The 22,534-nt window shown below is 71.9% G+C and carries 13 protein-coding genes; 7 read left to right on the top strand and 6 right to left on the bottom strand.

The genetic code is table 11. The features are described from left to right. The 4 genes from ACIRYZ_RS24155 to ACIRYZ_RS24140 form a co-directional block, all read right to left on the bottom strand. The coding region (locus tag ACIRYZ_RS24155; protein ID WP_402947409.1) for a condensation domain-containing protein at positions 1–1,291 on the bottom strand (1,291 nt) is incomplete at its 3' end. Then, entirely contained in the window at positions 1,291–7,584 is a 6,294-nt protein-coding gene (locus tag ACIRYZ_RS24150) for an amino acid adenylation domain-containing protein (RefSeq protein WP_402947406.1), read from the bottom strand. The genes ACIRYZ_RS24155 and ACIRYZ_RS24150, both read right to left, overlap by 1 nt. Positions 7,585–7,870: 286 nt before the next feature. Continuing rightward, positions 7,871–8,836 (bottom strand): TauD/TfdA family dioxygenase, encoded by a 966-nt coding sequence (locus tag ACIRYZ_RS24145; RefSeq protein WP_402947403.1) that lies wholly within the window; start codon positions 8,834–8,836, stop codon positions 7,871–7,873. Further along, on the bottom strand, positions 8,833–12,882 hold the full coding sequence (locus ACIRYZ_RS24140) for a PA14 domain-containing protein (RefSeq protein WP_402947401.1): 4,050 nt from the start codon (positions 12,880–12,882) through the stop codon (positions 8,833–8,835). The genes ACIRYZ_RS24145 and ACIRYZ_RS24140 overlap by 4 nt, the downstream gene beginning before the upstream one ends. A 165-nt stretch (positions 12,883–13,047) precedes the next feature. Here ACIRYZ_RS24140 and ACIRYZ_RS24135 point away from each other — a divergent pair, with 165 nt between their 5' ends. Then, a complete protein-coding gene (locus ACIRYZ_RS24135; protein ID WP_393033938.1) occupies positions 13,048–13,695 on the top strand; it encodes a response regulator in 648 nt (215 codons plus the stop codon). Between the two features lie 59 nt (positions 13,696–13,754). Here the strand turns inward: ACIRYZ_RS24135 and ACIRYZ_RS24130 are convergent, their stop codons facing one another. Then, positions 13,755–14,009: a LysR family transcriptional regulator gene (locus tag ACIRYZ_RS24130; protein ID WP_402947397.1), complete on the bottom strand. Its 255-nt coding sequence runs from the start codon at positions 14,007–14,009 to the stop codon at positions 13,755–13,757. A gap of 334 nt (positions 14,010–14,343) precedes the next feature. Here ACIRYZ_RS24130 and ACIRYZ_RS24125 point away from each other — a divergent pair, with 334 nt between their 5' ends. Then, positions 14,344–15,561, top strand: a complete 1,218-nt coding sequence (locus tag ACIRYZ_RS24125) for a cytochrome P450 (RefSeq protein ID WP_402947395.1) — start codon at positions 14,344–14,346, stop codon at positions 15,559–15,561. 10 nt (positions 15,562–15,571) lie between these two features. Here ACIRYZ_RS24125 and ACIRYZ_RS24120 read toward each other — a convergent pair whose 3' ends face one another. Then, complete coding sequence (locus ACIRYZ_RS24120) at positions 15,572–17,650, bottom strand: ABC1 kinase family protein (RefSeq protein ID WP_402947392.1); 2,079 nt, start codon at positions 17,648–17,650, stop codon at positions 15,572–15,574. A 312-nt stretch (positions 17,651–17,962) separates the two neighbouring features. Between ACIRYZ_RS24120 and ACIRYZ_RS24115 the strand changes: the two genes are divergently transcribed. From ACIRYZ_RS24115 to ACIRYZ_RS24095, 5 genes are all read left to right on the top strand, one after another. Continuing rightward, a complete protein-coding gene (locus ACIRYZ_RS24115; RefSeq protein ID WP_402947389.1) occupies positions 17,963–18,790 on the top strand; it encodes an ATP-binding cassette domain-containing protein in 828 nt (275 codons plus the stop codon). After that, the gene (locus ACIRYZ_RS24110; protein ID WP_402947386.1) at positions 18,787–19,443 is read left to right on the top strand and encodes a hypothetical protein; all 657 of its coding nucleotides are present in this window, start codon (positions 18,787–18,789) and stop codon (positions 19,441–19,443) included. Before ACIRYZ_RS24115 ends, ACIRYZ_RS24110 begins: the two co-directional genes overlap by 4 nt. Before the next feature lie 207 nt (positions 19,444–19,650). After that, positions 19,651–19,878, top strand: coding sequence for a ferredoxin (locus ACIRYZ_RS24105; protein ID WP_402947383.1), 228 nt, complete (start codon positions 19,651–19,653; stop codon positions 19,876–19,878). Further along, positions 19,868–21,262 (top strand): NAD(P)/FAD-dependent oxidoreductase, encoded by a 1,395-nt coding sequence (locus ACIRYZ_RS24100; RefSeq protein ID WP_402947381.1) that lies wholly within the window; start codon positions 19,868–19,870, stop codon positions 21,260–21,262. Before ACIRYZ_RS24105 ends, ACIRYZ_RS24100 begins: the two co-directional genes overlap by 11 nt. 39 nt (positions 21,263–21,301) lie before the next feature. Next, on the top strand, positions 21,302–22,528 hold the full coding sequence (locus ACIRYZ_RS24095) for a cytochrome P450 (protein ID WP_402947380.1): 1,227 nt from the start codon (positions 21,302–21,304) through the stop codon (positions 22,526–22,528). Positions 22,529–22,534 lie beyond the last annotated feature (6 nt).

Genomic DNA, 22,534 nt, shown 5'->3' with positions numbered 1-22,534 from the left:
GCCGCGACACATCCGCCACCACCGCCTCCAACACCCCCACCAAACGCCCACCGATCTCCTCCACCACCGCACGCTCGAACACGTCCGGCCGGTAGCTGAGCTGAAGCCGCAGGCTGCCGTTCTCGATGTGCGCGACCAGGCACAGCGGATAGTGATTGGCGTCGAGGACCTCGAAACCCTCGATGATCAGACCGCCGGCCTGGGCGCGCAGCGCCTCCAGGTCGAACGGGAAGTTCTCGAACGCGACGTAGGTGTCGAAGAGTTCGGCGTGACCGGACACGCGCTGGATGTCACTGATGCCCAGGTGCTGGAAGGGCATCAGGTCCATGTGCTCGCGCTGGACGCGCCCGAGCGTCTCCAGCAGCGAGGCGCCGGGCGACATCCGGATCCGCACCGGCAGGGTGTTGATGAGCATGCCGACCATCCGCTCGGACCCGGCGATCTCCGGCGGGCGGCCCGCGACGACCGTGCCGAAGACGATGTCGTCCCGGCCGGTGAGCCCGCCGAGCACCACGCCCCAGGCGCCGTGCAGCGCGGTGTTGAAGGTCAGTTCGTGGCTGCGCAGCGTGCGGCCGAGCGCCTCGGTGGTCTCGGCGGAGACCTCCAGGAAGACCTGCTCGGGCTTGACGACCGCACGCCCCTGTCCGCCGCCCTGCCCCAGCCGGGTCGGCTCGTCGAGCCCGGCGAGCGCCTGCTGCCAGGCCGACTCGGCCTTGCCCGTGTCCTGCTTGGCCAGCCAGGCCAGGTAGTCGCGGTACGGGGAGACGCGGGGCAGCCGGGAGTCGTCGCCCTGGTGCCCGTACAGCTCGAAGAACTCGCCCAGCAGGACCGAGGTGGACCAGCCGTCGAGGAGCAGGTGGTGGAAGGTGCACAGCAGCCGGTACGTGCCCTCTCCGAGCGCCACCAGGCGGAAACGCATCAGCGGCGGCCGGGCCAGGTCGAAGCGGCGGGCCTGTTCCTGGATCTGGATGCGCTCCAGCTCGGCGGTCCGCTCGTCGGCGCCGAGGCCACTCAAGTCGTCCTCCGACCAGGGGAGTTCGACCTGTCGGGCGACGACCTGGACGGGGCGGCTCTGCTTGGGGTGCAGGAAGCCGACCCGCAGGTTGGCGTGGCGGCGCAGCAGGGCGGCCGCACTGGCGCGCAGGGCGGCGGTGTCGACGGTGCCGGCGAGGTCGAGGACGACCTGGACGGTGTAGACGTCGTGTCCCTGCTCGTCGTACAGCGCGTGAAAGAGGAGGCCCTCCTGGAGCGGCGACAGCGGAAGGATGTCCTCAGGACCCGACTTCGTCATTACAGCGTCCTCCACTCGGCTTCGAGCATGTCGATCTCGTCTTGGGAAAGGTCCACCAGCGCCAGGTCCGATGGGGTGTAGCCGCCTGCGTCCGGTCGCTCGGCGTGGTCGATGAGCGCCCGCAGGGCGCGGAACCAGCCGTCGGCGAGCTCGCGTACGTCGGCTTCGGTGAGCAGCCGCTCGGGCCAGGTCCACGAGGCGAACAGGCGCGGGCCGTCGGGGTGGTCCTGGGTGAGGGCGTTGACCTCCACGACGTGCGACAGCGCGAGCTGCGGGTCGCCGTCGCCGATCACGGCCTCGGTCTCGGCGGCGGGGCCCCAGTCGGCCACCGGCGCGGTGCCCGGGGCGGCCGCGCGCCCGAAGTAGTTGAAGAGCATCTGCGGACGCGCGAGTGCCGCCAGCTCCGGTCCGGTGTCCGGGTTGAGGCGCCGCAGCAAGCCGTAGCCGATCCCGCCGTCCGGCAGGGAGCGCAGCTGTTCCTTCACGGTCCGCAGCGCGTCACCGGCCGCCGGGCCGCCGGCCCACAGCTGCGCCCAGTCGTCCACGCCGGGGTCGAGCCGGACGGGGTAGAGGCTGGTGAACCAGCCGACCGTGCGCGACAGGTCGAGACCGTCGGCGATCTCCTCGCGGCCGTGTCCCTCGACGTCGATGAGGATGCCCCGGCCGTCGCCGCGTCCGCGCTGACCGCGCCAGTGGGCGGCGGCCAGCGCGAGCGCCGTGACCAGGACGTCCTGAACGGTGGCGTGGAAGGCCACGGGCACGCCGGTCAGCAGCGGCTCGGTCTGCTCGGGCGGGAGGCTGAGCGTCAGCTTGCGGCCTGTGCCCACGACGTCCCGGGCCGGGTCGAGCGTGTCGTCCACCAGGCCGGGGGCCGGGGTGCGCAGCGCCTCGGCCCAGCGCGCGGTCTCGGCGACCCGGATGGACCGCACGGCCTCGGTGTGCAGCAGCTGCGCCCAGTGGCGCAGCGGCGTGCCGACCGGGGCGAGCTGCGGCTCCTTGGCAGCCACTACGGCTTCGTAGGCGATGCGCAGGTCGGGCAGCAGGATCTGCCACGACACGCCGTCCACGACGAGGTGGTGGGCCGCGAGCAGCAGCCGGCCGGGCTGCGCCGGGCCGGCGTCGAACCAGACGGCCTGGAGCATCACGCCCTTGCCCGGCGCCAGCCGCGCCCAGGCCGCGCGGGCCTGCGCCGCGATGGTGTCGTGCAGCGTTTCGCCGGTGAGGCCGGTGATGTCCACCCGGCGGGTCAGCGACTCGGCCCGGACGGCGCCGCGCTCGGCGATCTCGTACGTCCACGGGCCGTCCTGGCCGTTCCGCTGCCGACGCATCCGCAGGGCGTCGTGCTGGTCGAGGACGGCCTGGAGGGCGGCAGTCAGCTCGGTCAGGCCCAGACCGGCCGGCACCTGGCTCAGCGTCGACTGGTTGAACGTGTCGGTGGGGCCGCCGCGTTCCTCCAGCCAGCGCATGATCGGGGTCGCGGGCAGCGGACCGGTCCCGGCGTCCGCGGCGAACTGGACGGGCGCATCGGTCAGCAGGGTGACGGCCTCGGCGAGCCGGGCGACCGTCTTGTGCTCGAAGACGTCGCGTGGCGAGAGAGCGAATCCCAGCTGTCGGGCGCGGCTGACGACCTGGATGGAGACGATGCTGTCGCCGCCCAGTTCGAAGAAGCTGTCGTCGAGGCCGACCTGGGTGAGGCCGAGCACCTCGGCGAAGATGGCGGCCAGTGCCTGCTCGGGCCGGCTGCGCGGGGTGCCGTCCTGGTCGGCGGTGCCGAACTCGGGTGCGGGCAGGGCGCGTCGGTCGAGCTTGCCGTTGGGCGTCACCGGCAGGCTGTCGAGGACGACGAACGCCGCGGGGACCATGTAGTCCGGTACCGCGTCGGCGACGTGCCGGCGCAGTTCGGGCTCGGCGATCTCATGACCCGCCTCCGGCACCACGTAGGCCACCAGGAGTTTGCGTCCCGGCTGGTCCGCACGGACGGCGAGCGCGACGCGCGCCACGCCCGGGTGGCGCACCAGCACGGATTCGATCTCGCCGAGTTCGATGCGGAAGCCGCGGATCTTCACCTGTTCGTCGGCGCGGCCGAGGAACTCCAGCTCGCCGTCGGCGCGCCAGCGCACCAGGTCGCCGGTGCGGTACATCCGGCCGCCGTCGCCGCCGTACGGGTCCGCGACGAACCGCTCGGCCGTCAGGCCCGGCCGTCCCAGGTAGCCGCGGGCCAGACCGGCGCCCGCCACGTACAGTTCGCCCGCGACGCCGCTCGGGACGGGCCGCAGCGCGGCGTCGAGCACGTACACCCGGGTGTTGCGGATGGGCCCGCCGATCGGCGGCACGCCGGCGTCCGCGGGCAGCGGGCGGCTCATGCTCGCGCACACCGTCGTCTCGGTCGGGCCGTATGCGTTGATCATCGTGCGGCCCGGCGCGAAGCGGGCCACGAGCTCGGGCGCGCAGGCCTCGCCGGCGACCACGAGGGTCATCGCGGCCGGCACCTGCTCGTCGGTCAGCACGGCCAGGGCCACCGGCGGGATCGTCGCGTGGGTGACGTCGTGTTCGGTGAGCACGGCGGCCAGGTCCGGTCCCGGCAGCAGCCGCTCGGCGGGGGCGAGCACGAGCGCGGCGCCGGTGAGGAGCCCCATGCACAGCTCCCAGAAGGCCGCGTCGAAGCTCGGCGAGGCGAACTGCAGCACCCGGCTGCCCGGCCCGACGCCCAGGTGGCGTGCCTGTGACAGCGCCAGGCTTGCCACGCCGCCGTGCGAGACCACCACGCCCTTGGGCCGCCCGGTCGATCCCGAGGTGTAGATGACGTACGCCGCGCCGGTGAGTGGCACTCGCACGCTCTGGTACGGTCCGGGCCGTGCGGGCGGCGCCCCGTCCAGCAGCAGGACGGGCACACCGGCGGCGGGGAGTGCGCCGGCGACCTCGCGAACGCTCAGCACCAGGGAGGGCCCGGAGTCCGCGAGGATGTAGGCGATGCGCTCCGCCGGGTAGTCGGGGTCGACGGGGACGTAGGCCGCACCGGCCTTGAAGACCGCGAGCACCGCCACCACGAAGTCCACCGAGCGCGGCAACGCCACCGCGACCCGGCTCTCCGGCCCGACGCCGCGCGCGGCGAGCAGCGCCGCGAGCTCGTCGGTGCGGGCGTCGAGTTCGGCGTAGCTGAGCACGGTGTCCTCGATGAGGACCGCGGGTGCGTCGGGGGTGGCCGCCGCCTGAGCCGCGAAGAGCGCGGGGAACGTTCCGTCGGCCGCCACCTCGCTCGTCGTTGCGTTGAACTCGTCGAGCAGCTGGGCGCGTTCGGCCGCGGAGAGCACCTCGATGCGGCTCACCGGCAGGCCCGGGTCGGCGGCCACGGCCGCCAGCAGCCGCGTCAGCCGGTCGGCGATCGCCTCGACGCTCTCCCGGTCGAAGAGGTCGAAGCTGTACTCCAGTCGCGCGTCGATCCCGGCCGGGGTGCCGTCGTCGGCGAGCCGCTCCTGCGCCCCGAAGACCAGGTCCACCTTGATCAGGCCGGGGTCGACCTGCTGCGGGGTGACGGTCAGGCCCGGCAGCGTCAGGGTGGAGTCGTTCGCGGTGTCCACGTCCAGCATGACCTGGAACAGCGGGTTGCGGGAGCGGGAGCGCTCCGGGTTCACCGCCTCGACCAGCCGCTCGAAGGGCACGTCCTGGTGCGCCTGCGCGGCGAGCGTCGTCTCCCGCACCCGGGCCAGCAGTTCGCCGAAGGTGGGGTCGCCGGAGACGTCCGTACGGAAGACCAGCGTGTTGACGAAGCAGCCGACGAGGCCGGCCAGGGCGGAGTCGGTGCGCCCGGCGACGGGGCCACCGACGGGGATGTCGGTGCCGGCACCGAGCTTGCTCAGCAGCAGCGCGACCGCGCCCTGGAACACCATGAACAGGCTGGCCTGGTGCCGCTGGGCCAGCGCGGTGAGTCGGCGGTGCAGCTCCCCGTCGATGTCGAAGCGGATGATCTCACCGCGCCGGCTCAGCTCGGCCGGCCGGGGCCGGTCGGTCGGCAGCGCGAGCTCCTCCGGCAGTCCGCTCAACGCCACGCGCCAGTGGCGCAGTTGCTCGGACAGCAGACTGTTCGGGTCGTCCTCCGCCCCGAGCATGTCCTGCTGCCAGAGCGTGTAGTCGGCGTACTGCACGGGCAGCGCGTCGAACAGGGGCGGCCGGCCCACGGTGCGCGCGGTGTAGGCGCGTTCGATGTCACGGGCGAGCGGTGCCAGCGACAGTCCGTCACCGACGATGTGATGCAGGATCACCAGCAGGACGTGGTCCTGCGGGCCGAGGTCCAGCAGCAGCGGGCGGATCGCGGGCTCGGCGGCCAGGTCGAAGCCCTCGGCGACCGCGTCGGCGACCACCCGGTCGAGCTCCTCGTGCGTCACCGTACGCGTGGTGAGCCGGGGTCGGGCCGCCTCGGGGGCGAGGATCAGCTGACGCGGCCGGCCGTCGGTGTCGGGGAAGACGGTGCGCAGGCTCTCGTGGCGGGCGACGACGTCGGCGAGCGCCTCGGCGAGCGCCTGCTGGTCGAGACGGCCGGCCAGCCGCAGGGCCAGGCCCATGTTGTAGGCGCCGCTCGGCCCCTGGAACCGGTCGATGAACCACAGCCGCTGCTGCGCCGGGGACAGCGGGATCACGTCGGGCCGCTGCACCGGCGCCGGCCCGCGGCGGGCGCGACGGGCGCCCTCGATCCGCCGGGCGAGCGCCGTGACGGTCGGTTCCTCGAAGACCGTACGGATCGACAGTTCGGCGCCGAAGGTCTCCCGGACCCGGCTGAGCAGCCGGATGGCGGTCAGCGACTGGCCGCCCAGCGCGAAGAAGTCGTCGTCGAGGCCGACCCGCTCCACGTTGAGGATCTCGGCGACCAGAGCGCACAGTTGCTGCTCGCGCGGGGTTCGCGGGGCCCGGTAGGACGCGGGCCGACGGGTTGTCGCGGCGCGGGCGGGCGCGGCTGCGACGGTGGGCGGGGTCCAGCCGGCGGGCAGCGGCAGGTCGAGCGCGTCGAGCCGCCGCTCCGGTTGCGCTGCGGCCAGCGTGCCGAGGAATCCGACCAGACCCTCGCGGTGGCCGCTCACCGTGTCGGCGTCGTAGAGGTCGGCGTTGGCGTGAAGGTCGATGAGGAAGCCGTCGTTGTCCTCGCGGTTGTCGACGATCAGCGACAGGTCCTCCTCGGGACCGATCGAGAAACCGCGCACCGTGGCGGGGTGTCCGGCGAAGGAGAGCCGCTGCCCGTACATGATCAGGTTGAGCTCCGGGCCCCACAGCCGCTTACGGTCACCCACCATGCGCAGATCGCGGTGGATGTCCTCGTAGCGGTAGCGCTGGTGGCGCAGCACCGCGTGGAGTTCGTCGCTGGCCGCCCGCAGCAGTTCGGCGACGGTGGTGTGCGGGTGGACGGCCAGGCGCAGCGGGAGCGCGTTGGAGACCATGCCCGGGGTTCGCTTGGCGGTCGCATCGGGGCGCGCGGCGACCGCGAGGCCGAGCACGATGTCCTCGGCGCCGGTGAGGCGGTGCAGATAGCCGGCGATGCCGGCGACCACGGCCGCGGGCCAGCTCACCCGGTTCTCACGGGAGAGGTCGCGCAGCGCTTCGGCGTCGGCGGCGGGGACCGCGCCGGTCCGGCGCAGGTGGCCGGTGGGGACGCGGTGGGGGCGGGGGGCGAGGCTGACCGGTTCGGGCAGGTCCTTGAGGTGATCGGCCCAGAACTCCCGGTCCGTGACGAACTGTTCGCCGGCGCGGTAGGCGAGGTCGTGGTCCACGAGGTCGCGGAAGGGTCCGAACGGGTTGGTCCCGGGTTCCTGCCCGGTCGCCAGCGCCGTGTAGAGCTCGGCGACCCGGGCCACGATCAGGGACCAGCTGTACCCGTCGACGATGGCGTGGTGGACCCGGCTGAACCAGGTGTGGCGGTCGGTGGCGAGTCGGATCAGGCCGAAGGTGAACAGCGGCCCCTCGGCGAGGTCGACCGGTTCGGCGGTGCGGGCGAGCATCCATTCCTCGGCGGCGGCCGCGGGCGAGGCGTGGCCGCTCACATCGAGGGTGTGCAGCTGCCAGTCGAGCCAGGGCACCAGGGTCTGGAGCGGGCCGTCCGGGCCTGCCTCGAAGCGGATCCGCAGTGTCTCGGCCTCGGTGACCACGCAGCGCAGCGCCGACTCGAAGAGAGCGGGATCGATCTCACCGGATATCTCGACGCATTCCGCGATGCTGTACATCGGGTTGTCCGGATTCACCTGCTGGGCGAGCCACATTCCGGACTGGGCGGCCGTCAGCGGCAGTTGGTAGCGGTTCTGACCGGCCATTGCCATTCACCTCGATTGAGTAGGCGCAAAAGAGCAGCTGCACCCCACAGTACGAAGCCTGCGCGGCTCGCCAGCGGGCTCATGGAAAACTTCGATCCGCCCGGAAACGCGCATCGAAGAATGTGAACTGCACTGTCGGTGGTGCGGAGTTGCACGTATCGGGGGCGAGGCCCCGACAACCACCGAGTGCCCGACCCGGACGGGTCGGGCACTCGGTCCCGCGTCTCGGCGGGGGTGTCCGGTTGCGGCCCGGTCGCCCGCCCCGGGGGGGGCGACCGGCGGCCGGTCAGCTCGTGCGCTGCGTCATGGCGACGAGTACCTTGCGCTCGCCCGTGAACGGGCGGCGGCCGTGCGTGGTGAGGATGTTGTCCACCATCATCAGGTCACCGGTGGACCACTCCTCGGCCAGCGTCGTCTCCTCGTACGCGGCGGTGATCGCGGCGTGCTCGTCGGCGGTGATGGGCGAGCCGTCGCCGTAGTAGGCGTTGCGGGGCAGCCCGTCGGGGCCGCAGAGTTCCAGGAGCCCCTCGCGGACGTCCTCCGGGAGCGCGTTCACGTGGAAGAGGTGTGCCTGGTTGAACCAGACCCTCTTGCCGGTCACCGGGTGCACCATCAGGGCCGGCCTGCGCTGGCGGGTGCGCAGCACGTCCCCGTCCCACTCGGTCTGGATGTTGTGGTCGGAGCAGTAGCTCTCGACCTGTCCCTTGTCGTCGGTCTGGAATCCCTCCTGCCAGGACAGGCCCATGCCGTTGCGGTAGGTACGGGTGTAGAGCACCCCGTGCTCGGCGAACCGTTCGACGAGGCCGGCGGGGAGCCGGTCGAGGACGGCGGCGCTGTCGGCCACCGGGGTCTCGCCGCCGGCCTTGGCGGCGAGGGCGCAGAAGAAGAAGACGTTGTGCGGCCAGGCCTCGGAGTAGGAGGCTTCGTTGTGTTGCGCGATGGTCTGGTCGGCCGGGTACTCCGTGGAGGTGTACACCTTGCCGGTGACCCGGCTGCGCGGGGTGGAGCGCTCGTTGTACTCCAGGGTCCGCCCGCCGATCTCCTCGGCGAGGACCGCGAGTTCGGCCTGCTCGGCGAGGCCGCTGCGCTTCACCAGGACGGCGCCGTGTTCGTACATGGCGGCGCGCAGCGCCTCGGTGTTGCGGGTGAACCAGTCGCGGTGCGCGCCGTCGTGCCGGGGGTGGACCCGGACCAGCCGGGTACCGTTGTGTTCGAGCGTCTCGACGTCGGCGTCACTGAATCCTGCTGTCATGACTTCATCTCCTTGTTCAGGCCGACCCCGTCGGTACTTGCGTGGTTGATCGGGTCGCCGGTCCCGTAGTCGTAAGGGTTCGCGAAGGGCCCCTGGGTCACCGGCCCCGTGAACCGGCCGGTGGCGGGCTCCAGGGTGCGCGTCTGCAGGTCGTAGGCCGACACGCTTCCGGCGTGCTCGTAGCGGATCTCGTACTGCCCGAGCCACGCGTAGCCGTTCTCGCCGGGAAGGTTGTCCGGCACGTGCTTGCTGTCGATCGTCCCGTCCGGACACAGCGGCTCGCCGTAGGGCGCGTAGCGGTAGACGTCGCCCACCTGCCCTCCGTCGTCGTCGGTGACGAGGAAGACGTCGCCGCGCACGGTGGAGAGGTTCCAGGTGTCCTGCCCGGAGTAGGCGGCCGCCTTCGCCACGTACAGCACGCCGCCCGGCAGTGCGACGGTGCGCGTCAGCAGTCGCCTGTCGCCCCGCAGGACGAGGTCGACGTTGTGGTCGGCGGCGCTGGTGTAGCTGTAGAGCAGGGTCTCCGTGTCCGCTCCTTCGGTGACCGTGCGGCCCGCCTGCCGGTCGAGCAGGTCGTTGGGGTAGGTGACGTCGACCGGGTCGGAACCGCCCGCGCTCTTGCCGATGTAGCGTTCGGCGGCGTCGTAGCGCTGGCTCATCGGCGTACCGTCGAGGGTGTACCCGCTCAGCGTCCCGGCGACGTTGTACGTGGTGTCGCCGAGCACCTGGGCACCGGTGGTCGCGAGCAGCCGGTCGGAGCCGTCGTAGCAGTAGCCGGTCTCGGCCGTACCGGACTCGGTGCGGTCCAGCAGCCTGACCCGGTTGCCGTTCGCTCCGGCGTTCGCGCTGGTGCCCGCGGGGCAGGCGGCGGGTGCCGGGGAGGTGAAGTCGTACGTGAAGTGGTGCCCGGTGACCCAGGCGTCGGTGAGCCGTCCCACCGCGTCGTACCGGTAGTCGGGGCCGTCGGGGCGGGGGTCCTCGCCCGCGGTCGACTCCTTGACCACGGTGCCGGAGCGGGACCGGGTGACCGTACCGGAGAGCGTACGGCCGTCCGCGAGCGTCCAGTTCTTGGCGACGGTCCGGCCTTCCGGGTCACGGCCGACGTCCAGCCGCGTCCCGTTCGCGTAGGTCGCGCCGGCGATGTCGCCCCCCTCGTCGTAACGGGCGGTGGCGAGCATGGTCGCGCCGAAGGACACGGTCGTGACACGGCCCGCGGCGTCGTACTGCACGGTCTTCACCTGCGGCGCGTCGGCGCCCACCGGCGGGGTCGTGCGTTCCTGGACGATCCGCCCCGCACGGTCGTACGTGGTGTCGGTGCGGACACCGTAGGTGTCGGTGTAGCGCGCCGTACGGCCGAGCAGGTCGGTCGTGAACTCGATGGTGCCGAGCGGATCGGAGGCGCTCGCCCTGAGCGGGTCCCCGCCGACCGCGAGGTCGAACCTCACCGTCCGTGCGGGCGCGTTGGCGTCCTTCGGAACGAAGGTGCCGGTCATCCGTCCCCGCGCGTCGTAGCTGACGCAGGTCCAGTCGGCGGCGCCGTTGGTCACGGCGACCGGCAGTCCCCGCGCGTCCCAGACGAACTTCTCCACCCGCGGCGAACCGGTCACCGGAGCGGGCAGGGTGGTGGCCTTCGGCAGACCGCGCTGTGGGACGGGACCGCTCCCGGGCGTGCAGGGATTCTCGGCGCTCTCGCTCGCCCCGTAGTAGGCGAAGGTCTCCTTCGAGCCGGTCGGCAGCGTCTTGGACACCGGCCGGAAGGAGCCGTCGAACTCATAACCGGTCTTCAGCGCCAGGCCCTTGGGGTCGGCCACGGTGGCCACCGGCAGCCCGAACTCGTTGAGCTGGGTCTCCACGGTCTGCTGCGGCACGCCGTCCGAGTCGGCGCGCTCGGTCGTCGTGCCGGTCGGACCGTACGACGTCGTCTGCGCCGGGACCTTGTCACAGCCCTCGGGGGCCGGATCGAACGGACGCAGATCGGAGCCGAAGCACTTCTGCGGGCCCGGCCCGTACGAACCGGCCGGCAGCCCCGCCTCGTTGTAGACCGTCGTGGTCATCCGCCCGGCGGCGTCCGTCACCGACGCCGGCTGGTCGGTGGCCGTCCAGACGTAGCGCGTGGTGCGCCCGGTCCCGTCCGAGTCGCCGGCCAGCCGGCCCGCGGTGTCGTAGGTGACCTTGCGCGTCCAGCCCTGCGGGGTTCCCACCCCGGCGACCCGGACCTCCGTCGCACCGGAGGCGACGGAGTAGCCGTGCTCCGGCCGCCGGTCGGGCTGTCCGGTGGCGCCGGCCGGGTCGGGCGCGGTCACCCGGGCCGCCGTGGCGGAGTCCCGCTGGTAGTCGATCCGGTACTGGGCCGCCTCGGTGTCACGCCGGGAGGGGTCGACCGCGATCCAGTCCATGACGAGCGGGGGCCGCACCACGCTCAGCCGGTGGTCGGCCGTGAAGCCGAAGTCGGTGGTATCCCCGCCGGGGTTGACGACACGGGTCAGCTTCCCGTTCCGGTAGAAGAGCTGCGTGGTTCCCGCGCCGGGAACCACGACCGCGCAGACATACCCGGCCGGTGCCGCGCTGCCCGCGCACTCCGCGCTGCCCGCGTAGCGGAACGTGAGGCCGTCGTTCTCGGCGGCCGCGATACGGGCGGCCGCGCCCTCGGGGCTGGTCGCGGACTCGGCGGCTCCTGACGCACCGTCACCCGATGTGGTCTTGGCCTTGGCCTTGGCGCTGCCCGGTACCGCGGCCTTGTCCGGTACCGCGGCATTGTCCGGTCCGGCCTGGCCCGGGGCCGCTCCGGAGGAACCGGCAGATGCGGCAGTGGACGGCGAACCACCGCGGGCCGCGGCCACGTTGGCCGCACCGGCGGTGTCCGGGCCGGTGGCGGCCGGCGTCACGGTCCACCCCGGCGGGAGCACCGCGCCGGCCGGTTGCAGCCAGGAGGCCGGCACCGGAACGGCGTGTCCGCCGCCGCTCACCCACAGCCCGGCCTGCCCGCCGCCTGCACGGCGGCGGTACTCGACCTTGATGTCGTACGTCTGCCCTGCCTTGAGCCTGAGCTCCTGGCCGTACACCGCCTGGTCACCGGTGGCGGTGGCGCGCTGCCAGTCGTCGAGGACCGGCCTGCCGTCGACGAGGATCCGCAGACCGCCGTCATAGGTGCCGCCCAGCCGGTAGCGCCCGTCGGCGGGGACCCTCAACTGCCCTGCCCAGCGGGCGCGGAACGTCGCGTCGGGCGCCGCGCCCGGGTACGGGGCCTGGGTGCCCCAGCGGAAGTCGACGCGGGCATCGGTCCGTACGGCCGCCGCCTTCTCACCAGCGGCGATCCCGGTGTCCGAGTCCCCCGCGTAGTACGAACCGGTCAGCCCGGCCGCCGTGCCCACGGCCTGCGAGTTGTAACTGAACGTGGCACCCAGGACACCCGAACCGGTGTGCACCTGCGCCGTGTTGACGGAGGCGGTGACGTTGCCGGTGGACAGGTTGACGGTGACCGGGCCGAGGGTGTCGGTGGGCACCGGACCCCCCGGGGGCTGCGCGCCCAGCCGCTGGTTCACCGCGAAGGAACGGGCGGGGGCGTCCGCACCGACCCGGCCGGCGCGGTCCTTCGTCCGCACCGTCCACCGGTACCGGCCGCCGTCCTTCAGCAGGCCTGCAGGAACCTGCCAACGGGGGGAGTCGATCCAGCCGGACGAGGTCACCTGGCCGGTACGCGGGCTGTCACCGGTGCCGATCACGAACTCGTAGGCGGACGCGGCCGACTGTCCCGTGGCGGCCAGTTCGGGCCGGGGGTCGGCCAGGGTGGCGCCGTCGACGGGGCCGGCCGGAGCGGTCGCGGGCCCGCCATCCAGGGCCGGCCCGGACGCCTCGCCGAATACCCCGTCAGGCCAGGCCGGCTGGTCCGGAGCCCCCTCCGCGGCGGGCAGCCACCCCACCCTGGTCGCATCACCGTGCGATCCGGATCCGGACGCCGCGGGGGCCTCGGCGCCGAGCAGCGCGAAGGACAGCGCCGCCGTTGCCGCGGTCGCTACCAGCGCTTTGAGTTTTCCGGCGTGAGCCATGCCAGGTCACCAACTCCATACCATGGGATACGCGCCGCGCCCGCGGCGCTCAAGGTCCAACTGCCCCGATGCTGACAGCGGTTGAACCACGGCCGAAGCCCACAGAGAATCTTTGAATAAGGCACCGGTGGCCGATCGGCGCGATCGGCCACTACGGTACCTACCGTGACGACCCGCATACTCCTCGCCGACGATCAGGAATCCGTACGCATGGGATTTCGCCTGATTCTGGACTCCCAGCCGGACATGGAGGTCATCGGCGAGGCCGCCGACGGCCTGCAGGCCCTTGAACTGGCGACCGAACTGAAGCCGGACGTGGTACTGGCCGATATTCGCATGCCGCGCATGGACGGCTTGGAGCTCACTCGGCGGCTCGCCGGGCCGCAGGCCGAGAATCCGGTGCGGGTTGTCGTCGTGACGACGTTCGGACTCGACGAATACGTCCACACCGCGCTGCGCAACGGAGCCTGCGGGTTTCTGCTCAAGCGCTCCGGCCCCACGCTGCTCGTCGAGGCGGTACGTGCCGCGATGGAGGGCGACACCCTGATCAGCCCCTCACTGACCGTCAGCCTGTTGCAACACCTCCAGGAAGCCAAGCCCGCGCCCACGCAGCCCGTCGACGTGCTGACGGAGCGGGAGCGGGAGATCGCCCTGCTGGTCGCCAAGGGCCTGACCAACGCGGAGATCGGGGCCGAGCTGTTCATCTCGGCCGGCACCGCCAAGACCCACATCGCCAACGTCCAGCGCAAGCTGGACGCCCGCAACCGGGTCGGCATCGCCGCCTGGGTGTGGGACAGCGGCCTGGCGCACTGAGCGGTACACGCGGAGCGGCCCGGCGCCGGGCCGGTGCACACGGCCCGGCGCCGGTCGACTCACACCGTACAGACGCCCTTCATACTGTCGATGAGGGCCAGCACGGCCCGGGCGGACGGCAGGATCATGCGCCCCTCCCGGGTGAGTCTCGCCCCCGTCGAATCACGGGTGAAGAGCTGGGTGCCCAGCGTCTGCTCCAGGCACTTGATCTGGTAGCTGATGGCAGGCTGCGAATATCCCAGTGCTTTCGCGGCCTGATCCATCCGGCCGATTTCAGCAACAGACACAAAGGCACGGAACTCACGCTCGTGCATCTATCCCCCTGTCGATCGACGGATCACAAGCGTCTCCACCGGCTCCCCGCGTTCTACCGCCAGATCCCAGTGAATTCGACTCCATATCAGCTCACTTGAAGTAACGGGGCAATGGCTGATGCAGGAAGCTGCAACTCTCCTGCCCGCCTGCCCGCCTGCCCGCCGCACGGCCAGGCCGTCCGCACGTCGAACCGGACTCCCCGGCGGGCCCGACCCGATCGGGCGCAGGCCCGACCCACTTCGAACTCTTGGAAACACGCCTGCGCGGAACGGCGTGCACCCCTAACGTCCGAGAAAAGCGCAACTGCCGGAGCCGAAGGCACGGAGGACGGACATGACAGGCACCCGGGCACTCTCCAAGTACTGGATGCTCACCAATGACTTCACCCAGAACCCCTTCCCGGTCCTTGAGTACGTACGGCGCGAGAGCCCGGTGCGCGAACTCTCCATGCCCGGTGGCGGACGGGCCTGGGTGGTGACCCGCTACGAGGACGCCAAGGCCGCGCTCGCCGACCCCCGGCTGAGCCGCGACATCCATGTCCACTACCGGCTGATGTCCGAACGGACCGGCCGCACCCTGACGCCGCCGCCCGAGGAGGCGAACCACCTCGCCAATCTGGAGCCGCCGCGCCACACCCCGCTGCGCCGGGCGATCAGCTTCGCCTTCACCCCGCGCCGGGCGGAGGCCCTGCGCCCGCGCGTCGAGGAGATCGCCGACGACCTGCTCACCCGCCTGGCCGGGCAGCCCCGCCCCGATCTGATCGCCGGGTACGCCGACCCGCTGCCCGTCATCACCATCGCCGAGCTGATGGGCGTACCGGCCGACGCCTGGCCGGACTTCCTGCGCTGGTCGACCGCGCTACGCACCCACTCCCCCACCGAGAGCTCCGGGGTTCTGGACAGCAGCATCCAGGAACTGTCCGGTTACATGGCCGAGTTGATCGCACGCAAGGAGCGGGAGCCGGGCGAGGATCTGCTCTCCGCGCTGATCCACGCCGACGAGGAGCGCCGGCTGACCAGCACCGAGATCCTCTCCACCGGCTTCGCGCTGATGACGGGCGGCAACGACACCACCGCCAGTCTGGTCGGCGGGGTGATCGCAGCGCTGCTCACTCATCCGGCGGAGCGGGCCGCGCTGCTGGCGGAGCCCGGCCGCTGGGGCAAGTCGATGGACGAGCTGATCCGTTACGTCAGCCCCATCAGCAATGCCCTGCAGCGGGTCACCACCGAACCGGTCGAGCTGGGCGGGGTGAGCATCCCGGCGGGTGAGGTCGTCATCATCAGCGTGCTGTCGACCAATCGTGACCCGCACCAATTCCCGAACGACCCCGACCGGTTGGACCTGGACCGGCACAAGCCGGCCCACCTCGGCTTCGGCTTCGGCATCCACTACTGCTCGGGCGCCCATCTGGCGAAGGTCATCACCGAGATCGGCGCCCGACGGCTCTTCGACCGGTTCCCCGATGTCACCCTGGCCGTGGACCCGTCACAGCTGCGCTACCAGCTCAGCCCGGTGGTCCGGCCGCTGGAGGCACTGCCCGTCCGGCTCTGAGCCCACCCGGTCAGGTGGGCCGGCGCATCGCCGTGTACAGCGCCCTCAGCATGAGGATCGCGCTCACCACCAGCACGTGGTAGCCGAGCAGCGGGAACAGCTCCAGCTGCCCGGTCACCCGTGGCCCCTTGCCGGTGCCGAACACCACCAGCATCACGCCCATCAGCCCGGTGCAGGCGGCCAGCAGAGTGACCGTGACCTGGTGGATCAGCCCGGAGACGAAGCGCCGCTCCCGCTCGTCGGCGAGGACCCGCACCCGCACCCCGAGTCGTCCCTCCTCCAGGGAGGCGCTGATGCGCTCGGCCCTCCGGGGCAGCCGACGCAGCATCGGCAGGACGGCGAGGAACTCCTGCACGGCGCTCTGCGCCAGGGAGGCGTAGCCGGACGGCCCGCCCCTGCCCGTGGGCCGCCCGCTCCCGGAGCGCGCGGCACCGAACGTGAACCGGTCGGTGAGCCTGCCGACGGCGAACGCCCGGGCCTCGTCGAGCAGATTGAAGTCGGGCTCCAGCTGGGTGAGCGTGCCCTCGATGGTGGCCAGGGCCCGGAAGCACGCGGCGACTTCGGGCGGCACGGCGAGCCCGAAGCGGGTGAGCATGCGAAACAGCGCGGTGAACATGTGGGTGTCCGCCTGCGCGCCCGCTCCCAGGTGGCGGGCCATGAAGCGCCCCAGCTCCTTTTCCAGCAGCAGGGCGTCGGGTATCAGGTCGTCGTCGGTGGTGGCCCTGGTGCCCAGCAGGCTGAGCAGGGCGTCATGCAGGCCGGCCGGGTCGCCGCGGTCGACGGCCACCAGCAGTTCGTGGATGGAGAGCCGAACGGACGGGTCGATGCGGCCCACCGAGCCGAAGTCGATCATGCCGATCCGCCCGTCGTCGAGCAGCAGCAGGTTGCCCGGGTGAGGGTCGGCATGGAAGACGCCGACCTCCAGGATCTGATGGAGGACGGCGGTCAGGATGGTCCTGGCCAGTGCGCGGCGGTCCAGGCCCGCCGAGTCGGCGACGGGACCGGCCCGGTCGAACGTGACGCCCTCCAGCCACTCCTGCACCAGGACCCGGGCCGAGGTGTACTCGTAGTACACCTGCGGGATCCGCACCGGCGCGTCGGGTTCGAGTCCCCCGCTGGCGCCCGCGACCGCCCCCGAATTCCGGGCCTCGATCCGGAAGTCCAGCTCCTCGCGCAACGATTCGGCGAATCCGTGGCCCAGTTCGCGCAGGCCCAGGGCCTGCGCGGAGCGCGCCCTGGACTGCAGGCCACGAGAGATGGCGAGAATGATGTCGAGGTCGCGCTCGACCGCCTCACGGATCCCCGGACGCTGGACCTTGACGATGACGGTGGGACCGCCGATCAGCCGAGCCCGGTGCACCTGGGCGATGGAGGCGGCGGCGAGCGGCTTGTGCTCGATCCACTCGAACACCTCCGCGAGCGGCTTGCCCAGCTCCTCCTGGAGGACGACCTCGATCTCCGGCCAGGACTCGGGTGGCACGTCGCTCTGCAGCCGGCTCAGCTCGTCGATGAAGTGCGGCGCCAGCAGATCGCGACGGGTGGACAGGACCTGGCCGAACTTGATGAGCGCCCCGCCGCACTCCTCCAGGGCCAGCCGTAGTGACCTGGCGGACTGCTCCCCGAATTCACCGGGCTGCAGCGCCCGGTCCCAGCCGGCGCGGCCGCGCAGCATCCGGCTCAGGCCGTGCCGCATGAAGATCCGGCTGATCTGCGAGTAGCGGCGCGCCCGGCCCAGCCGCCGGCCCATGCCGCGCAGCGCCTGCAGGGGCCGCGCCCAACTCCCGTACGGGACGAAGACCTCGGCGAACACCAGACAGGCCATCGCGGCGAACAGGGACAGCGCGATCTGAAGGGTGCTGAGCGCACCGAGGTTGTCCTTGTTGTGCACCACCCGCCCGAAGGCCGTCAGTGTGCCCAGTCCCACCAGCCCGGCAGCCAGGGCGCGAAGCGGACCGACGCTGACGCCGAGCAGCCGACGCGAGGCCGCCGACACCCCGAAGACGACGATCCCGAGGGTGACCGCGACCGCCAGCACGATGAAGAGTGCGAGGGACAGGTCGTCGATCCCGCCGGCAGCCAGAACGGCCATCAGGTGCTCCCTTGCTAGGTCGCCCGCCACCCTAGGCCGCGGCCCCCGACCCGGCTCAGATCCCTGGCAGCTTCATGCAACCCCGCACCTCCGGCGCGCCACCATCCTGCCAGCGGCCCCGCTCCCTGCCGGAACGGCGGGCCGGGCGCGGTCGGCGCGGCGGTCGGCGCCCTCCGGACTCCGTTGACAGGGATGCCGACTCGATGCCTGACTGTAGTAGCGTGCGCGCGATGGTTACATTCGGGAGTCGAATTGTTACGCTGCGAAGCTGTCTGCAAGCGTTACGGCGCAGGCCGGTGGATCCTCAGCGATGTGGACATGAAGGTCTCCGCCGGCGACGTGGTCGCGGTGGTCGGCACCAACGGTTCCGGGAAGTCAACCCTGCTGAAGATCCTGGTCGGGCTGTCGCAGCCCACGTCCGGCACGGTCTCGGCCCGACCACCGGCCATCGGGTACGTACCGGACCGTTTCACGGCGCACGAACGCGTCTCGGCGATCTCCTACCTCACCCACATGGGGCGCATCCGAGGCATGTCGACCTCCGCCGCCCGCGCCCGGGGAGGCGACCTGCTGGAGCGACTGGCCCTCGTCGGCGGTCCGACCGCGTCGCTGCGCACGCTCTCCAAGGGCAACGCGCAGAAGGTCGCACTGGCCCAGGCCCTGCTCGTCCGGCCCGACCTGCTCGTCCTCGACGAGCCCTGGTCGGGCCTGGACGCCTCGGCCCACGGCGTCCTGGGCGAGTTCATCGACGAGGCGGCCGCCCACGGCGGCGCGGTGGTCTTCACCGACCACCGCGAGGCGATCAGCGGGACGCACGCCAACGGCGCCTACGCCATCACCGACGGCAGGGTCACCTGGCGGGGCGCCACGCGGCCCGGGGGCCCCGCCCCGATGGTGGAACTGGTCCTGACCCCGCCGGCCACCGGCACCGTTCCGGCCGAGCTGGACTGGTACGCGCTCCCGGGCGTGGTGGACGCCGCCCGCCTGGGCCGGGGCATCGTCCTGCGGGTGGCACGGGAGCACTCGGACACCGTACTGATGACGGCGCTTCAGCACCTCTGGTCGGTGGACGCGGTGACCAGGGCCGCGCACGACCACGGCTCCCGGACCGACGACGACGCCAGGAGTGTCGCCCGATGATCTCCCTGGTCCGCTACATGTTCACGGTTCTGCTGCTCTCCCAGCGCTACCTCGCGCCGCTGCTCCTGTTCGTCGGCCTGGCCGCCGTGCTGACCAGCAACGACACCGGTCCGCTCGCCGCCACCTACTCCGCGGTGGCCGCCTCCATGCTGCTGTGCTCCACCTGGCTCACCATGGCGCTGATCGGCCTGGAGGACCCGCCGCACCGCTCGATCGTGGTCGTCAGCGCGGGCGGCCACCTGAGGGTCCTGCTCGGATCGGTCGCGACCGCCGCCGCCTGGTGCCTGCTGCTGACGGTGGCCGGCCTGGGGCTGCCGCTGCTGTTCGGGACGCACACCGTCGGCCCCGCCGACCTGGCCCTCGGTACGGAGGCCCAGCTCGTCAGCGCCTTCACCGGCATGGCCGTCGGGCTGGTCTGCTCCCGGCTGGTGTTCCGGCGGCAGGGCTACGCGCTCGTCGTCGCCCTGGTACTCCTGCTGGCCGTCATGCTCGGCAAGGGCATGTCCCCGGTCAACGTCATGCTGACCGACCTCCAGCACGCGTCGAACTCGGCGGACGTCCTGGGTTCCACGAGCGTCCTGGTCGCCGCCGCCGCGCTGCTGCTCGCGGTGGGAACGGCCGTCACTCACGCGATCACCGTCAAGAAGAGCTGAGCCGACCGCTGAACCCGCTTCACCCGGCACATCCGCTCCCTCGCACCGGCCGCGGCGGGCTGACGGACCACCCCCGACCGCCCTCACCTTGCGATGCCTCTACGGAGGCTCGATCCTGAATGTGAGGCATGCCCACCGACCACACGGACCGACCGCAGACGGCTGCGGGGCTCGGCCACCGCGGCCCGTGCAGGGAGCGGGTTCCAGATGAGGCTTGTCGTCGATCTCAACCGGTGCCAGGGGTTCGCGCAGTGCGTCTTCCTCGCCCCGGACGTCTTCGCCCTGCACGGCGACGAGGCGCTGCTGTTCTCCCCCCGCTTCGACGAGGCGCAGCGCGACCGGGTGGAGCAGGCCGTTGCCGCCTGCCCGGTCCAGGCCATCCTCGCCGACTACTCGGACGAACCGACGAAGGGTGTGGAGCCCCATGTCGGCTGACACGGACGTCGAGGTTCTGCGGCGGGAGGGCCGCATCGTCGTCGTCGGTGCTTCGCTGGCCGGTCTGCGTGCGGCGGAGACCTTGCGGGAGGAGGGTTTCACCGGATCGTTGACGATGATCGGTGATGAGCCGTACGAGCCCTACGACCGGCCGCCGCTGTCCAAGCAGGCGCTGCTCGGGCGGGCGCGGGCCGAGGACACCGCCCTGCCGCGGCGGCGCCGGATCGGTGCCGAATGGCGTCTGGGCGTCGCCGCCGAGGGCTTGGACCGGAACGCCAAGCGGGTACGCCTGGCGAACGGGGACACCGTCGCCTACGACCGTCTGCTGATCACCACCGGGACCAGGGCGCGGCCCTGGTTCCACCCGGAACAGGCGGCTCTTGACGGGGTCTTCGCGCTGCGCACGCGCGACGACTCCGCGCGCCTGTACCGGAGGCTGACCGGGGGCGTGTCCCGGGTGCTGGTGATCGGCGCCGGTTTCACGGGCTCCGAAGTCGCGTCCGCCTGCCGGGAGTTGGGCCTCGACGTCACGGTCGCCGAACGCGGCCCCGCACCGCTGGTGGGCGCACTGGGCGGGGTGGTCGGCGAGGCCGCGGGCCGGCTGCAGCGCAGGAAGGGGGTCGATCTGCGCTGCGGCATCAGCGTCACCGCGCTGGAGGGCGACTACGTCGGACGGCTCAGGCGCGCCCATCTGTCCGACGGCTCGGCGATCGAGGTGGAGGTGGCGGTCGTCTCGCTCGGAGCCATCCGGAACACCGATTGGCTCGCCGGCTCCGGGGTGGCCGCGGGCCCCCGGGGGATCGCGTGCGACGCCGGGTGCCGGGTCTTCGACGTCAACGGCATCGTCACCGACGACATCTACGCCGCCGGTGACGTCGCGCGCAGCCCGCACCCGCTGTTCGACTACCAGTTCCTGTCGCTGGAGCACTGGGGCAACGCGGTCGAGCAGGCCGGGACCGCCGCCCACAACATGATCTGTGCGGGCCCCGAGCGCCGTCCCCACCTGTGGCTGCCGATGTTCTGGTCCTCCCAGTTCGGCGTGAACATCAAGTCCGTGGGTGTGCCCTCGCTGGGCGACCAACTGCTCGTCGCCCAGGGGGCGCTCGCCGAGGAGCGGTTCGTCGCGGTGTACGGCTACCGCGGCCGGGTCATCGCCGCGGCGTCCTTCGACGGAGCCAAGTGGCTGGGGTTCTACCAGCAGCAGATCGAGGCCGCCGCGCCGTTCCCGCCGGAGTACCGCGTGGTCGACCGCCGGACCGAAGCACCCCAGCCGGTCGACCCGGCGTTCCCCGACCCCCACCTGCCCACCCACGGGCCCACCGTCACGCTGACGGGCCATTCCCCGAGCGAGCGGCGTGTCGCGTTCGTTCCGCCGCATGCCTGATCAACGGCCCTGTGCCGCCCGGAGCCCTCAGGAGACACCATGACGCTCGGTAGCATCTCCGCGCAGATCGCCGACTACGCCAATCGAGCCGATCCGTACCCGCTCTACGCGGAACTGCGCAAGACACCGGTCCGGCGGGAGGACGACGGCACCTACCTGGTCAGCACCTACTACGAGGTGCGGAGCCTGGCCAACGACCCGCGGCTGAGCAACGACACGAGCAACCGTCCGGCCGGCTACGCCCGTATCGGGCAACCGGCGAAGGAGACCGGCCTGCCGCCCGGCTTCATCTTCACGGACCCGCCCGTGCACGACCGGCTGCGCGACACCATCAACCGGCCGTTCGGCCCCCCGCACAGCCCCAGGTTCCTCGACGGCCTGCGCGGCGAACTGGCCAAGGTCGTCGCCGAGTTGCTCGACGCCTTCGACGGCAAGGACCAGGTCGACATCGTCGAGGACTTCTCCTACCCCCTCCCCGTCACGGCCATCTGCAAGGTCCTGGGGGTACCGCGCGAGGACGAACGGCGCTTCCACGGCTGGGCCGACGCCCTGACGTCCGAACTCGATCCCCACCCCGGCGGCGACGCCGGCCGGGGAAAGGCGGAGCAGGCGCGCGCGGATCTGGGCGCCTACCTGTCCGACCTGATCGAGACCAAACGCCGCCACCCCGGCCCCGGGATGCTCAGCGCGCTCGCCCCCGAAACCGGTCCCGGAGGCAGCATGACGCCGGCGGACCTGGAGGCCACCGCGGTGCTGCTCCTGGTCGCCGGCCACGAGACCACCGTCAACCTGATCACCAACACCACCCTCACGCTGCTGCGCCACCCGGACGTCCTCAAGCGGTTCCAGAAGGAGCCGGGCCTGGTCGTCCCGCTCATCGAGGAAGTGCTGCGGTACGAGCCCCCGGTCCAGTTCGTCACCTGGACCACCGCCCTGGCCGACATCGACGTCGCCGGCACCACGATCCCCCAGGGCTCGCCGGTCTGGCTCATGCTGGCCGCGGCCAACCGCGACCCCAAACGCTTCAAGGACCCCGACCGGTTCGATCCCGACCGCAAGGACAACGAGCACCTGGGCTTCTACACCGGCATCCACTACTGCTTCGGTGCGCCGCTCGCCCGCATCGAAGCACAGCTCGCTCTGCCCGAACTGTTCCGCCGGGTCAGATTCTCCCGGTTGCTGGAGGACCCGCCGCCCTACCGCACCAACGCCGTACTGCGCGGCCCGCGCCACCTTCCCGTGGCGATCGAGGGCCTGACGGCTTGACGCCGT

Origin of the sequence: Kitasatospora sp. NPDC101155, from assembly GCF_044768305.1 — a bacterium.
GTDB lineage: Bacteria > Actinomycetota > Actinomycetes > Streptomycetales > Streptomycetaceae > Kitasatospora.
Note: the sequence above shows the minus strand (reverse complement) of the source record. Positions and strands in the feature narration are given on the sequence as shown.